Raw genomic sequence first — 14676 nt, 5'->3', positions numbered from 1 at the left:
GAATTCTACAGTATATAATTAAGACATAGAGAAATATTCCGCAATAGGCCCAAGTGCCAAAGCAGGGAAAAAGGCCAATGCAGCGATAATCGCTATAACAGCGAACACCATCAGGCCAAACGTGCTCGTATCAGTACGCAAAGTGCCTTCCCCTTCGGGAATAAATTTCTTTTCAGCCAGCAAACCGGCAATAGCTATAGGCCCGATAATCGGAATAAAACGCCCTAAGAGTAAAATAATACCGGTCGAGATATTCCACCAAAGCGTATTATCTCCCAGTCCTTCAAAGCCGCTACCGTTATTGGCGGCCGAAGAGGTGTACTCGTAAAGAATCTCACTAAATCCGTGGAAGCCAGGATTGTTCAGGGTCGCAGCTCCTTGTGTCGGAAAAGCAGTTGCCAACGCTGTTCCCACCAAAATCAAGAACGGGTGTGCCAGGGCAACCATCATCGCAATCTTCATCTCCCGCGCCTCAATCTTTTTGCCCATGAATTCTGGGGTTCTTCCCACCATTAATCCACTTATAAAGACCGCGAGGATAACGAAGATGAAGAAATTGAGAATACCTGCACCAACACCGCCATAGAACGCATTCACCATCATGGCAATCAGCTCATTCATTCCCGATAAAGGCATATAACTATCATGCATGGAGTTGATCGACCCCGTCGATATCATCGTCGTCACAATACTCCAAAAGCCTGAAGCGGCAGCCCCAATCCGAATTTCTTTCCCCTCCATTGCTCCCAAAGAGTTGTCGATTCCCATCTCCGTAATCGCCGGATTACCCGCCATCTCCATCTTCACATTGGGGATCACAAGGATCAAAAAGCCAACCGTCATCACGCCAAACATCATCCAAGCGAACTTCCGCCTTTTGATAAAGAAACCAAAGGCAAAAATCATGGCCATTGGAATGATAAATTGTGCAACCATCTCCACCATATTGGTCAGGTATGTCGGATTCTCCAAAGGATGTGCGCCATTCGCACCAAAGAAGCCGCCTCCATTGGTCCCAACGTGTTTGATCGGCACAAAAGCGGCAACCGGACCACGGCTTACCTCCACCGTATCACCTTGCATATTGATCATCGTGTCTTTTCCTTCAAACGTCATTGGCATACCCTGAAACACGAGTATAGAAGCCACAACGATGGAGATCGGCAGAAGAATCCGTGTACAAGATTTCAAGAAGAAATCATAGAAGTTTCCGAGCTGCGTGGTTGTTTTATCCCGAAATGCTCTAAAAATTACCACCGCCGCAGCCATCCCAATCCCGGCTGTCACAAACTGCAAAAACATCAGCCACATCTGACCGAAATAACTAATCCCTGTTTCACCAGAATAGTGCTGCAGGTTACAGTTCACGAGAAAAGAGATGCTGGTATTAAAAGCTAAATCTGTGGACATATTCGGGTTGCCATCCGGATTGAGCGGCAGTGCCTCCATATTCATCAGTACCGCCATGCTCAATAAAAACCAAACCAAATTTATTGTCAGCAATGCCGTTAAATGTTCCTTCCAGGTCATCTCTTTGCTCGAATCAACGCCCGATATTTTATAGATAAACCGCTCTATCGGTCCCCATATCGGATCCATCCATGTTTTCTCCCCACCATAGACTTTCGCTATGTACTTTCCAAGGGGTAGGCCCAATAGCAATGTCACAACGAACATGGCTATGATTCCTAAAATCTCTGTATTCATAAGTATTAATTAGTTTCTTTAAAATTTTTCGGGTTTTAGGAGGACATAACAGATGTATCCAAAAACCAATAGTGCTACTATAAATAAAGCTGCCATAGCCAATTAAATTATTACGTGTCCTTTTTTCTGTTCGGCGTAGATGCTTAAAAACATCAATGGGAGATGCTGTTGTATCGTTCCCCACTCGGTGTTGGTGCTGGTCCGTTCAAGACCACGCAACGACCGAATAAATAGGTTTTCAAGAATATACTTTACATAGTGATTACCCCGCGCATAGATGCGGCCTAAAAAACGAATGTGCCGACATATTTTATCTATATTTCCTTCTTCCCGAAGCGTTCGGAGGTGGTTTACAATAGCCTGCAATACGCCTGCAAAATTGTGCTTCCGCATAAGGGGGCGGATCTCAGACCGAATCTCTCGATAGTGAAGAACCATAAATAAGCCCGCCCGATATTGATTCAACTTTTTCATATTTCTATTATTCACTAGTTTCTTACTTCTTTTAAATCTTGCCGAAGAAGGAAATCATCTTATAAAACAGCCAGAATATGGCTAGACCGATGATTATCATTAATGCTGTTAACATATTTCTTTTTTTACGGATGAAATTTATCTGTTGCGATTACATTTACTTTCCCTGTCCGTAGCGCGCCAATAATTAACTGTGCTATTGAGGGATGAAGCTTACTTTTAGCCGGCGGAGCCTTCCCGCTTTTTTTAATTTTCATATTTGCTTGTCTTTGCATACTATTCCCCTTGTGCCAAAGAATGTTCCAACGAACAAGAAAAAAAAGTAACAGACTCATCTAGAGCGCGATACGATATTTTTGAAAAGTGTAAAATTCTTCAACCCTATCAAAATGATAGAGTTTCATTCCCATAATGATAGGGTTAAGCAGAAAATGAAGATCTAGATCAGACAAATATTTACGCCAAATCCTTAAATGATTTCCTTAACTTAGAGCGACCTGATTCAAAACCAAAAGCATGCAAGAGATTCAAGAATTAACGGATGAGCAAAAGCTTATGATCGCAATAGGGCGGGATGAACATGTATTTAAACAGTTCTTTCTCCGCAATTTTGTGGTTCTTAAGGATTACGCTTTTTCTATTGTTCGAGACGATCTTCAAGCGGAAGATATTGCTTCAGAGGTTCTCTGGAGAACGTGGAACCTTGGTGACCGATTTATAGAAGTCAAATCCATCTCCGCCTACCTTTATCGAGCCACAAAAAACAGCTGCCTCAATCAGCTGAGAAACAAAGTCATTCAATATGAGCCCGTATCTAGTCATAAAGACAATCTCATTGATGACCTTTCGCCAGAAACACTCTTGTTATCAAATGAAAGGATGCAAGAAATAGAGGGAGCGATCAATCAACTATCCCCCAAAACCAAGGAAGCCTTCCTATTGGTAAAAGATTATCAACTAACCTATAAAGAAGCAGGAGAGAGTATGGGAATCTCTCCAAAAACAGTCGACAGGCACATCCAATTAGCCTTAAAAAAACTGTATTTCCTCTTGAAAGAAAAAAAATAATTTTTTCTATTGGGGGATTTAATTTTCTGATGTGTCTTATCTGTAAAAGCAGTAGTATGTCATCGGAAGATCAATACTTTTTACAATTGATTCAAAAGTTTTTAGATAATAGCATTTCTCCCTCGGAGCAAGAGTCGCTATATAATCTGATGGCGGAAGATGAAAATAAAATCGACCTATACCTTTACCTTACAAAAAGCAAACAGCCTAGCGTATCCAGTAGCGTTGCGGCAGAATCCGTCTTTGAAAAATCAAAAGATAAATATCAACCGAACGAAAGCGGATACCTCGTGTCAAACGAAAAGAAAGTCCAAAAGAAATACACCAAAAAGAAATTACTTGCACTTGCTGCGGTAGCACTGTTCTTTGTTATATCCGGTATAAGCTATCAATACCTCCCTTCAGAGCAAGTCGCCACCATTACGCTCGCATGTGCCAAAAGTGAGCGTAAGTTTTTTCGCCTAAAGGATGGTACGGAGATTTGGCTGAATGGCGAGAGCCAGTTGAAATATGACGCGGAATATGGCATAACGAACAGAAATGTTCATTTATCGGGTGAAGCATATTTTAACGTTGCCAAAAATAAAGAGATGCCATTCTTGTTAGACGCTTATGGGAATACCATTGAGGTGCTGGGTACGCAATTTAATGTACGGGCCTATCCGGAAGAACAAAAAATGGAAACCGCCCTCTTTGAAGGAAAGGTTAACCTGAAGGTGAAAGACAGTGGAAAAACACGATCCTTCATTATGAAGCCGGGTGAAAAAATTGAGATTACCAATATTATGACCAATGCGATGCGCATCAACCGACAACAAATTGATGCTGCCCCGGACAACCCCAAGGTATCCATCGATTTCAAAAAGATACAGACCGATAAAGGGGATGGGCTCGATCTACTCTGGACCAAAAATAAACTTGTCTTTCAAAACGACCCGCTGGAAATAATCGCTAAAAAGATGGAAAGATGGTATAATAAAACCATCATTATTGAAAATGACAACCTCCGTAGCGAGCCATTTTCAGGTGTTTTTGAAGAAAAAAATTGTCGCGATATCTTGAATATACTTATTCAAACAGGTATTCCGCTGAAATTTAAAGAGAAACAAGACAGCATAATAATTTACTAAAACAATCATTTATGAACTAAAAGACTACAAAAAAAGGGTATACCAACAGATATACCCAAAAGACGAACTAACAAGCACAAAGCCCTAGGAAAGTGTTGTGCTACATTATTTACCTCTAATTCTAAAGTTATGAAAAAAAACCCACATGCTGGAAGTCATGTGCCTATTCTTTATTGCCTAAAGTGGATCCTCATGGTAAAATTTACATTGCTGCTTATTGTCGCTTTCTGCTACAATAGTTACGCTATAACAAGCTTAGCACAAGGAAATGTAACATTAAAAAACAAAAACATCAAGTTCAAAAATCTCATCCAGCTTATCGAGAAACAAACAGACCTGCGGTTTATTTATAGCGACAAACAGGTTGATAAGGTTGTAATCGAGGAGATAAATGCATACAATAAACCATGGAAACAGCTGTTAGCGCCCATTTTAGCCACAACAGGTTTCCGTATGCAACAGATCCAAGGTGGACGCGTTATCCTTTCTCAAATAGACAACCAGGAATTAACCAGCACAGGAAAGGTTGTAAATAGTAAAGGAGAACCGCTACCTGGTGTATCGATTAAGGAAAAAGGATCCGATAAAGGTACGCTCACAAATGATAACGGTGAGTTTTCCCTTCCCGTAAAAAACCAACAAAGTATGATACAGATCAGTAGTATTGGTTTTATTACGCAAGAAATTCCATTTAGCACAACGGCTGTACAAATCCAACTCAAAGAAGATCTGGCACATCTAGAGGAGGTTGTTGTGGTCGGTTATGGTGCACAAAAACGTATCAACTTAACGGGAGCTGTTTCCACCATAAATGGAAAAGAGCTCGAAAACAGACCTGTCGTCAATGCGACACAAAGTCTACAGGGCGTTGTCCCTGGCCTTAATGTTAATGTTGGAGGCAATACCAAACCTGGACAAAGCTTTAACCTCAACGTACGTGGTATGGGAAATCTTAGCGGTACAGACGGACCATACGTATTAGTAGACGGCATGGAGATGTCACTGGCGGATGTCAACGCGAGTGATATTGAGAATATCTCCGTTCTAAAAGATGCATCGGCCTCGGCTATATATGGATCACGCGCCGCTTATGGCGTAATTTTGGTGACCACCAAAAAAGGTGCTGCGGGCAAAAAAACGATCAACGTAAGTAGTAACACAGGCTTGACCTCTCCAGTAAAATTGCCAGAAATGGTCAATTCGGTAGACTTTGCTAATTTCTTCAATGCTGCAACGTTTAATGCACTGGGCACAAAACAGTATTCCGAGGACAAGATTGCTCTACTCCAACAATACATCAATGATCCGACCAGTGTCTCCATCTTTCCTGAAGTCAATACCAATAACTATGCAAGTTGGGAAAATAGTGCCAATGGCGTTGCCAATACCAATTGGTTTGACCTACACTACAAGCCTACGGCGCTCCGTCAGAACTATAACGTCAGCATGAGTGGCGGAAACGCTGGAACGCAGTTTTATGTTTCAGGTGGTTTCTATGATGAAGACGGGATTTTACGTTACGCCGACATCAACTACAAACGTTATAACTTCAATAGTTCCATTCAGTCGAGCTTAACCTCTTGGCTAAAGGTAAAAGCAAATGTAAAATATACAAGAAGCAACAACCAAAGTCCGCTGGCTGGTTTTGAAGGCATGTTCTTTCACAATCTGGCACGGATGCGCCCCAATGTCTCCCCCTACGATTTTTACGGAAACTGGACCGAACAATCCATGGTTCCTTATCTACAATCTGGCTCAAAAGACAACCTGACGGACAACACATTGGCCCTACTCGGCGGACTGGAAATATCTCCTCTCAAAAATTGGAAGATCTTTGCCGATCTAAACTATCGTCTAGACAATAGTGCGAACGAAATACTAAAACTTCCCGGCACAATCTATGGTATTGATGGCACGACTTATTTAGTAAATCGTTCGGAATACAACATCCCACTCGGCGGTAGCTACGAACGCATGATGAACAATAATAACTACCTCACACCCAACATATACACCAACTACAAAGTGGCCGCTGGCAAGCATAATTTTGACCTCACGGCTGGTTTTCAGCAGGAGTTAAATACCTTTAAACAGCTGTACTCTTCGTCCATAGACTTAATAAGTTTCGACCGTCCTGGGATCAATCTTTCGACCGGTACCAAAACGAGTAACGAAGCGAGAAACCACTGGGCTACCCGAGGTGTTTTTGCTCGTGTAAACTACAACTTCAATCAGAAATATTTATTAGAGGTCAATGGTCGATACGACGGATCTTCTCGCTTTGCCCGCGGAAACAGATGGGGCTTCTTTCCATCTATATCAGCAGCTTACAACATGAGCGAAGAGTCCTTTATCAAGAATAAAGTAGGCTGGATCGATCAGTTGAAAATCAGAGGTTCATACGGTTCGCTCGGGAACCAAGCTGGTGCCGGACTGTACGCTTATTCGGAAAATATGAGCATCGTTGTCCCTGGAGCAAATGGTAGCGGAGGTTCCTACTATTTTCAGAATGGACGAGAGAGCTACATCAACGCACCGGGAGCTTTCAATCCTTTAATAACCTGGGAGAAAGTAAGAAGCGCGAACGCGGGTCTAGATTTTACGTTCCTAAACTACCGATTAACAGGAACAGTAGACCTATACCAACGGAATACGAAAGATATGCTTGGTCCTTCTAAGGATGTTGCCGACCTTTTTGGAACCACCCCAGCAAGGAGTAATAATGCCGATTTACGCACCCGCGGTTGGGAGTTAAATATCAAATGGCGCGATAAGATTAATGACGATTGGGGCTACAATTTAGGTTTAATATTAAACGATTACGTATCGGTCGTTACCAAATACCAGAATCCAACAAAATTTAACCCGGCAAGCCAATGGTACGAAGGCCGTACCGCGGGCGAGATTTGGGGGTACCAAGCGAACCAACTTATCCGGACCAAAGCTGAGGCAGATGTTTACAACAAACTGGATCGTTCATTTATTTCAGCGCGTGACTGGATTCCTGGTGACCTCATGTACCTAGACACCAATGAAGACGGCAAAATCAATAATGGTAACAACCGTATAGGTGATATGGGTGATTTATCGATTATCGGCAATAGCACACCTCGTTACAGCTACAGCTTTTCAGGAGGTTTGAGCTGGAAGGATCTATCATTAAATATGCTGTGGCAAGGAATTGGTAAAAGAGACTACAGTCCCGGTTTTGCGGACGCCTATTTCTGGGGAGCGGGAGCGCTTGCACAGGTAACCGTTTTTAATCAACATTTAGATTATTTCTCGGAAAACAATCCGGATGGTTACTATCCAAATCCTTACGCCGCACCTGCTGGCGCCATTAATTCATACATCAATAAAACGCAACTTACATCAACACGTTACCTACAGAGTGCGGCATATTTACGCCTTAAAAACCTAACCATTAACTACAGCCTTCCAAAAGCACTGACGCAACGGTGGAAGTTTGAACGGATTAACGTCTTCGTAAGTGGCGAAAATTTACTCACGTTCAGCCGGCTAGCAAAAATGTTTGATCCCGAGACGATTGAAGGGGGCTCTGGAATGGGTAAGATATATCCATTGAGTAAAGTTTATTCCTTTGGTCTTAATATTAACTTCTAATTGCCGTTATGAAACATAAGAATAATCCTACATACTTTATATTAGGGCTCCTGAGCATCCTTTTTTCTGGATGCGACAGTAGTTTCCTTGACCGCGAACCGCTCGACCAATTGTCAACGAGCGGAAGTCTATCATCGACCAACGAGCTACGCCTATATCTGAATCAGTTTTATCAGGGATTACCTAGTCATCCGGCCTTTACTGGCGGAAATGGAATTGCTTTTGACGATGCGAAAACCGACAACATGATCTTCACGACGGTCGACAACAGGCTCAATGGGCAAATGACGGTATCCAATGCCACAGCTATTGACGAGTACAAGCAAATACGGTCGGTAAACTTCTTTATAAAACAGTCTGTACATGCAAAAGGCAACCAAGCCGATATCAATCAATATCTCGGGGAAGCATACTTTTTTAGGGCTTGGCATTACTTTACGCTCGTCAAAAAATATGGTGATGTATCGTGGGTGAACACCCTCTTGAATTCAGAAGATGAGTCGACGTATCTGGAGCGAGATAGTCGTGTGGTTATTGTGGACTCCATACTGAGCGATTTGGATCGCTCTATCAACCTACTAAAAGTCCAGGCCAATAACAGTACAATGCGGGTGCACCGCGATGTCGCACTTTCCCTCAAGTCTCGAGTCGCCTTATATGAAGGTACATGGCAGCGTTACCATAAGCTAAAGAACACGCCTTTCTTTACCGCAACGATAACAGAAGATAAGATAAAAAGCTACTTAACCCAAGCACGAGATGCGGCAAAGGAAATTATCGATGGAAATCGCTGGCGGATTTACAGTACGGGAAAATACAACGACGACTACCGCAACATGTTCAACACAGCAGACCTATCCAACAATGGAGAGGTGATGCTTTACCGTAAGCATAATCCGGCTGAAAACATCGGTCACGGTGTCTCTAAGTATCTGTCCACCGGCGGTGGAGATATTGGCTTAACGCAAAGCCTAGTTGGGGACTACTTGACATACGATGGAAAGCCTTTTACTGGCGCTTTACAAACGGAGATTCAAAAAATCTATGGTCAAGACATGCGACCGAGCGTTCGCGACCCTCGTTTGGCGCAAACGGCCGTTTTACCGCAGGCACCACTTCGCCCAGATGCAGTTGCCGCAAACTTTCCACCCATCAACCAAAGTGGTTTTAATCGTTCTACAACAGGATATCCCCTTTACAAATATGTAGAATACACGAATATGGCTGCCACCACAGATGACGGGATGAGTGCAGCTCCTGTTATCTACTTCCGATATGCAGAGGTATTGCTCAACTATGCGGAAGCACTTGCTGAGCTTCAGGAAGACCCGACTAAAATCATTGAAGCCCTCCGTCCACTGCGCGCTCGTATCAATATGCCTGATATGGATTTCGATCGAGAATACAACGCCTCCGTGGAATATCCTTTCTCTACATTGAGCAAGTATATCCAAGCCGTGCGCCGTGAGCGTCGTGTAGAAATGGTTGCAGAAGGCACTCGTTTACAGGATATCTTCCGTTGGGCTGCTGCAGATCAACTTATTGTAGGCAAACGTCCTTTAGGTATTTTATTTACGGGGAGCAACATTGTGCAAGAAAACACAACAACAGGATTCTACAAAGATAATCTCCTCTATTATGATACGGCACCAACAGGTAAAAGCATTAATTTCTATTTAACAGGAAACCCGGGAGATGCAACACGCTACATGGACCCATACAAAAGTGTGCTTCCAAATGGATATCGTTTTCGCACAGACCGAGACTATTTACTACCTATCCAGCAAAGGATGATCGAACTCACAAATGGAAAATGGAAACAAAACCCGAACTGGTAACATTGACAATTATGAAGACATTATTATTAGAAAAAAGAAAATACGGTTTTCTCATCCTCTGCTTTTTAATTACATTTAGTAGCTGTAAAAAAGAAAACCTGCCCACCAAACCTATACCTGGACCGTTTCAGGTGAGTAGTACCATCACGAATGAAATAGAAAAAGGTGCTGGAACCTTTACGCTGACGATCGAAGGAAGCACCAATGGCTGGTGGATTACCCTGCCTGATAATGTACAGTGGTACAGCGTTGAGCGGAGGTATGGCTCGGGCACCGTTACGCAGAAATTGAGTATCAAAGCAAATGATACTGGCCTCCAGCGAACAGGATGGGTTAAAATCAATTCTACATCAAGCGAAGAGGTAACTATTAATTTTAAACAAAAAGCATTATGAGGAAATCGTTTATTTCCCTGCTTCTGATCATGTGTGCGATAAGTATCCGCACACATGCCCAGCGGCAACCCAATATCATCATCATTATTTCTGACGACCACGCTTACCAAACTATTGGTGCATACGGTTCGAAGCACGGCAAAACGCCCAATATCGATCGTATTGCAAACGAAGGCGCTTTGTTTAAAAACACATTCGTCAACAATTCCATCTGCGGGCCAGCCCGCGCCACCTTGCTGACGGGGAAATACAGTCATAAAAATGGCTTTAAGGACAATGAAACATCAGAATTTGATTTCAGTCAGGATCTATTTGTAAAACAGCTGCAACAGGTCGGGTACAACACCGCTTGGGTAGGAAAAATACACTTGGGTGATAAACTACAAGGGTTCAATTACTACGACATTCTAGTAGGTCAAGGAACGTATTTTAATCCTGATTTCATCAGTAAAGAAGGCCGCCATCGCAACGAGGGTTATGTGTCCGATATCGTCACCGAGAAAGCGCTAAACTGGTTGGATACCTTAGACCAGAACAAACCATTCTGCCTGGTTATTGGACATAAAGCGACGCATCGCACATGGATGCCTGATCCACAAGATTTTGGTCGCTATGATACCCTTAACTTTCCTCTTCCCGAAACATTCAACGATGATTATAGTACACGCAAAGCAGCGGCATTACAAGAAATGTCTATCGACAAGGATATGCAGATGGGCTACGACCTGAAGATGTTCAAATCAGTAGAGGATATGATGAAAGACGGCAACTTCAAACGGATGTCACAAGCACAAAAAGACAGCTATATCGCTTACTATCGCCCGATTTATGAACAACTAGAAAATGCTAACCTTACCGGAAAAGCACTTGCTGAGTGGAAGTTCAATCGCTATATGATTGATTATCTCAATACAGCAGAGTCCATGGATCGTAATATTGGTAAAGTGTTGGATTATGTCGACCAACGCCAGCTAACGGATAATACTATTGTTATCTATCTGTCAGATCAAGGCTTCTATATGGGCGAGCATGGCTGGTTCGATAAGCGCTGGATGTATGAGGAGTCTTTCCGTACGCCAATGGTTATGCGTTACCCCCCACTTATTAAACCGCACACGGAGCTCAACGCGAAAGTGGTGAATGCAGATATAGCACCAACGTTGTTGGAGCTTGCGTCCGTTAAGAAACCTGCCGCAATGCAGGGAGAGTCCTTTGTCCATATACTCCAAAAACCAAAGCAGGAACACCGTAAAGATTTGTTTTACCATTACTTTGAAAATGGCGAACATGCTGTGAGTCCGCACTTTGGTGTTCGTGATGATCGCTACAAGCTGATTCGATACTACAAGCGTGTGGAAAGCTGGGAGCTTTTTGATCTACAAAAGGATCCTGCTGAACTTCGCAACTGCTATACAGATCCGGCGTATCAGAGAGTGGTGAAGCAAATGAAAAAGAAGCTGGCCAAACAGATTCACTTGTTTGACGATACCGAAGCGGAAACAATCTTTAATACAAATATTGATAAATAATAAAACGTAGTAAGCAAACCGAATTGTGATTTAATTGTTAATCGGTTAAGACGGCCTCACGTTCGCTTTTTTTGTGTCGCTCGAAGGTCTACCTTTGTACCACAATACAGTTAAAATAAATATTCACAAATTATTGTTTTATGAGAGTTTTATCCCATTTTCTAGTAGGATTATTCCTTTTGTTTAGTGTAAAGGCAATCGCTTGTACCCGTGTTGTTTACAAAGGGCCTAATGGCAACATTATCACGGCACGGAGTATGGATTGGAAAGATGAAATCGCAGCCAATATTTGGGTTTTCCCCAAAGGGATCGAGCGGAGTGGAGAGGTTGGTCCTCAATCTATCAAGTGGAAATCTAAGTATGGTTCGGTGATTGCTAGCGCTTGGGATATCGCAACGACAGATGGAATGAACGAGCGTGGCTTGGTCGCCAATGTACTTTGGCTGGTGGAATCTACATATCCTAAATTCGACCCGAATGGTAACAGAAAAGGTCTTTCTATCTCGGCATGGGCACAGTATGTCCTTGACAATTACGCTACTGTGGAAGAAGCCGTAAACGACCTCCGTAAAGAATCTTTTGCCGTCGTCAGTGATTACGTTCCAGGCACGACAAAATTCACTACACTTCATTTATCAATCTCTGATGCAAGTGGAGATAACGCCATCATGGAATATATCAACGGCAAACTGATCATTCACCACAGCCCTTCCTATACCGTTATGACAAACTCTCCGGTTTTTGAGGAACAGCTCGCACTTAATAACTATTGGAAGGGGATTCCCGGAACAGTGATGCTCCCTGGCACAAACCGTGCTGCAGATCGCTTTGTGCGCGCATCGTACTATATCAATGCAATTCCACAAACCGAGGACACACGAGTGGCTGTTGCGAGTGTATTTAGTGTTATCCGAAATTGTTCGGTGCCGTTCGGTATCAGTTCGGAAACCGAACCAAATATCTCCTCCACCCGTTGGCGTTCTGTTGCGGACCAGAAAAATAAAGTTTATTATTTTGAAACAGTATTGACACCCAATACCTTTTGGGTCGATCTTGAAAAATTTGACTTATCAGCAGGAGCAAAGGCCATGAAGCTCGATCTGACCGGATTTAAGACCTACAATGGTTTAGCAAATGCGAGCTTTGCCGCAACAAAACCATTTCAGTTTTTAGGCATATAACTGAAATCAGGGTGTTCTACAAAATGTAGAACACCCTGATTCCCTCTAAAAAGACAATTTCCTAATTCACCTCATTCGGGTACAACACTTGCTTTCCATCAGAGATATAATGAGGAAGTTGAGCATCCATCCTTTTTAAATTCTGAGTCAAAAGCTCACTAAGCTCTTTCACCTTCTTCTGATTTTTCCCTGCCAGGTCTGTTGTCTCGCCGATATCATTTTTAAGATCATACAGTTCAAGACGCGCTTTTTTCATGTCGTAAACAAGCTTAAAATCTCCTTGACGAACAGCCGAAAAGAAGTTGATACCCGGACCGTCAGGAACCGTCCACTTATTGGGGATATGCCAAATCAACGCCCTCGAATCCCAAGCCTTGTCACTATGTCCATCAATTAACGGAACGATACTTTTACCATCTATCTGCTGTTGTACGGTCGAATAGCTTTTCACCTGAGCAAGCTCCAATATAGTAGGGAAGAGGTCTTCAATAATTACAGGAGAAGCTACGGTCCGAGCTTGGTGACTGTTCGCATTTTTAATCAGTAATGGAATTCGGATTCCGCCCTCATAAATCGACCCTTTGCCCGCTCGCAGCGGTAAATTTTGCGTATGATTTGGTCCCGTACGCATCGGTTGCAGGCTCAATCCACCGTTATCACTTAGAAAGATAATAACTGTATTATCATACACGCCTTTGTCCTTCAAGAATTGCACGACATCACCTATACTTTTATCAAATCCTTCGACCAAAGAAGCATAACCTGCCTCCACAGGATCCATCCCTTGATCCAGATATTTCTGAACAAAACGAGGATCCGGTTGGATCGGAACATGTACCGCATAATTAGAGAAATTTAGAAAAAATGGCTCCTTCCTTCTTATTGGTTCCGCGATTGCTTTAATGGCTTCAAGCGTCAACGCTTCCGTAAGGAAAGTCTCACCACCATGGTACTCCATCAAGTCTGGTACCGCTTGAAGACTAGCTTTACCCGGTACATTTCCGTAGTTATCTTTTGCATAATAGCTCTGTGGATGTCCCGCGGAATGTCCGCCAACATTCACCATAAAACCAAGATTCAACGGACTTGCGGCGGGAGTTCCTGCAGATCCCCAATGCGCTTTTCCAATATGTATCGTAAAATAACCTGCTTCTTTCAGGAGCTGTGGAAAGGGTGTGGCATAAACAGTTTTTGGGATGTTTGGAATAGGGCTCATTCCATTTATATTCCACTCTGGTGGAGTAAGCATGTCGTCAGGATTGTCCGTCGGTCTATTCGCCACAGGATGCGTCCAGTTTGTTACCTTATGGCGTGCCGCATTCAAACCCGTTAGCATACTCACTCGTGAAGGCGTACATACGGGCGTGGCATACGCATCTGTAAATTTCGTCCCTTCTTTGGCTAAATTCTCCAAAAAGGGGGTATTGAATTTTTTATTCAACGGCGTAACCTCTTTATAAAAAGGCACAGAAACATCCTGCCAACCTAAATCGTCTACAAAAAATACAATAATATTTGGTCGATCCTTTTTCTGTCCGGAAACAGAGAGTGCCATAAACAGAGCACCCAGCAGTAAACTTACGCTACACGTTCTTTTTGTTCGTTTCATACGAGTTCCGTTTTAACCCGTTCTCTTTGTCGGGAAATGATTATACAATGGAATAGGTTTATCAATATTACTTTAGGCAAAGTAACATATTTCCCCATCAAACACAAACGCTATCTGGGCG

At 42.9% G+C, this 14676-nt stretch carries 11 protein-coding genes; 7 read left to right on the top strand and 4 right to left on the bottom strand.

Going from position 1 to position 14676, the window contains the following annotated elements; genetic code table 11:
- Positions 1 to 18: 18 nt before the first annotated feature.
- Genes kdpA through B9Y69_RS13710 form a run of 3 tightly spaced genes read right to left on the bottom strand, consistent with a single transcriptional unit; the run spans position 19 to position 2181 of the window.
- Positions 19 to 1707, bottom strand: a complete 1689-nt coding sequence (gene kdpA, locus B9Y69_RS13720) for a potassium-transporting ATPase subunit KdpA (protein WP_085473548.1) — start codon at positions 1705 to 1707, stop codon at positions 19 to 21.
- An 18-nt stretch (positions 1708 to 1725) separates the two neighbouring features.
- The gene (locus B9Y69_RS19430; RefSeq protein WP_134434096.1) at positions 1726 to 1803 is read right to left on the bottom strand and encodes a potassium-transporting ATPase subunit F; all 78 of its coding nucleotides are present in this window, start codon (positions 1801 to 1803) and stop codon (positions 1726 to 1728) included.
- 6 nt (positions 1804 to 1809) lie between these two features.
- On the bottom strand, positions 1810 to 2181 hold the full coding sequence (locus tag B9Y69_RS13710) for a DUF7674 family protein (RefSeq protein ID WP_085473546.1): 372 nt from the start codon (positions 2179 to 2181) through the stop codon (positions 1810 to 1812).
- A 516-nt stretch (positions 2182 to 2697) separates the two neighbouring features.
- On the opposite strand from B9Y69_RS13710, the gene B9Y69_RS13700 reads away from it, so the two are divergent.
- The 7 genes from B9Y69_RS13700 (at position 2698) to B9Y69_RS13670 (ending at position 12946) form a co-directional block, all read left to right on the top strand.
- The gene (locus B9Y69_RS13700) at positions 2698 to 3249 is read left to right on the top strand and encodes a sigma-70 family RNA polymerase sigma factor (protein WP_085473544.1); all 552 of its coding nucleotides are present in this window, start codon (positions 2698 to 2700) and stop codon (positions 3247 to 3249) included.
- Positions 3250 to 3305: 56 nt separating this feature from the next.
- Positions 3306 to 4379, top strand: coding sequence for a FecR family protein (locus tag B9Y69_RS13695; RefSeq protein WP_159451851.1), 1074 nt, complete (start codon positions 3306 to 3308; stop codon positions 4377 to 4379).
- A gap of 129 nt (positions 4380 to 4508) precedes the next feature.
- Positions 4509 to 8003, top strand: coding sequence for a SusC/RagA family TonB-linked outer membrane protein (locus B9Y69_RS13690; protein WP_144036583.1), 3495 nt, complete (start codon positions 4509 to 4511; stop codon positions 8001 to 8003).
- 8 nt (positions 8004 to 8011) lie between these two features.
- Entirely contained in the window at positions 8012 to 9841 is a 1830-nt protein-coding gene (locus tag B9Y69_RS13685) for a RagB/SusD family nutrient uptake outer membrane protein (RefSeq protein ID WP_085473542.1), read from the top strand.
- Between the two features lie 11 nt (positions 9842 to 9852).
- The gene (locus B9Y69_RS13680) at positions 9853 to 10236 is read left to right on the top strand and encodes a BACON domain-containing protein (protein WP_144036582.1); all 384 of its coding nucleotides are present in this window, start codon (positions 9853 to 9855) and stop codon (positions 10234 to 10236) included.
- A complete protein-coding gene (locus tag B9Y69_RS13675; RefSeq protein WP_085473540.1) occupies positions 10233 to 11765 on the top strand; it encodes a sulfatase family protein in 1533 nt (510 codons plus the stop codon). Before B9Y69_RS13680 ends, B9Y69_RS13675 begins: the two co-directional genes overlap by 4 nt.
- 140 nt (positions 11766 to 11905) lie before the next feature.
- Positions 11906 to 12946, top strand: coding sequence for a linear amide C-N hydrolase (locus B9Y69_RS13670; protein ID WP_085473539.1), 1041 nt, complete (start codon positions 11906 to 11908; stop codon positions 12944 to 12946).
- A 61-nt stretch (positions 12947 to 13007) separates the two neighbouring features.
- Here the strand turns inward: B9Y69_RS13670 and B9Y69_RS13665 are convergent, their stop codons facing one another.
- Positions 13008 to 14555, bottom strand: coding sequence for a sulfatase (locus B9Y69_RS13665; RefSeq protein ID WP_085473538.1), 1548 nt, complete (start codon positions 14553 to 14555; stop codon positions 13008 to 13010).
- Between the last annotated feature and the right edge of the window lie 121 nt (positions 14556 to 14676).

It is taken from the genome of Sphingobacterium psychroaquaticum, assembly GCF_900177625.1.
Classification (GTDB): Bacteria; Bacteroidota; Bacteroidia; order Sphingobacteriales; family Sphingobacteriaceae; genus Sphingobacterium; species Sphingobacterium psychroaquaticum.
This window is presented reverse-complemented; position numbering and strand designations above follow the sequence as displayed.

Bases quoted from the DNA above. Each gene is read 5' to 3' on its own strand.
- kdpA (WP_085473548.1), bottom strand. From the start codon at position 1,707: ATGAATACAGAGATTTTAGGAATCATAGCCATGTTCGTTGTGACATTG.
- B9Y69_RS19430 (WP_134434096.1), bottom strand. From the start codon at position 1,803: ATGGCAGCTTTATTTATAGTAGCACTATTGGTTTTTGGATACATCTGT.
- B9Y69_RS13710 (WP_085473546.1), bottom strand. From the start codon at position 2,181: ATGAAAAAGTTGAATCAATATCGGGCGGGCTTATTTATGGTTCTTCAC.
- B9Y69_RS13700 (WP_085473544.1), top strand. From the start codon at position 2,698: ATGCAAGAGATTCAAGAATTAACGGATGAGCAAAAGCTTATGATCGCA.
- B9Y69_RS13695 (WP_159451851.1), top strand. From the start codon at position 3,306: ATGTCATCGGAAGATCAATACTTTTTACAATTGATTCAAAAGTTTTTA.
- B9Y69_RS13690 (WP_144036583.1), top strand. From the start codon at position 4,509: ATGAAAAAAAACCCACATGCTGGAAGTCATGTGCCTATTCTTTATTGC.
- B9Y69_RS13685 (WP_085473542.1), top strand. From the start codon at position 8,012: ATGAAACATAAGAATAATCCTACATACTTTATATTAGGGCTCCTGAGC.
- B9Y69_RS13680 (WP_144036582.1), top strand. From the start codon at position 9,853: ATGAAGACATTATTATTAGAAAAAAGAAAATACGGTTTTCTCATCCTC.
- B9Y69_RS13675 (WP_085473540.1), top strand. From the start codon at position 10,233: ATGAGGAAATCGTTTATTTCCCTGCTTCTGATCATGTGTGCGATAAGT.
- B9Y69_RS13670 (WP_085473539.1), top strand. From the start codon at position 11,906: ATGAGAGTTTTATCCCATTTTCTAGTAGGATTATTCCTTTTGTTTAGT.
- B9Y69_RS13665 (WP_085473538.1), bottom strand. From the start codon at position 14,555: ATGAAACGAACAAAAAGAACGTGTAGCGTAAGTTTACTGCTGGGTGCT.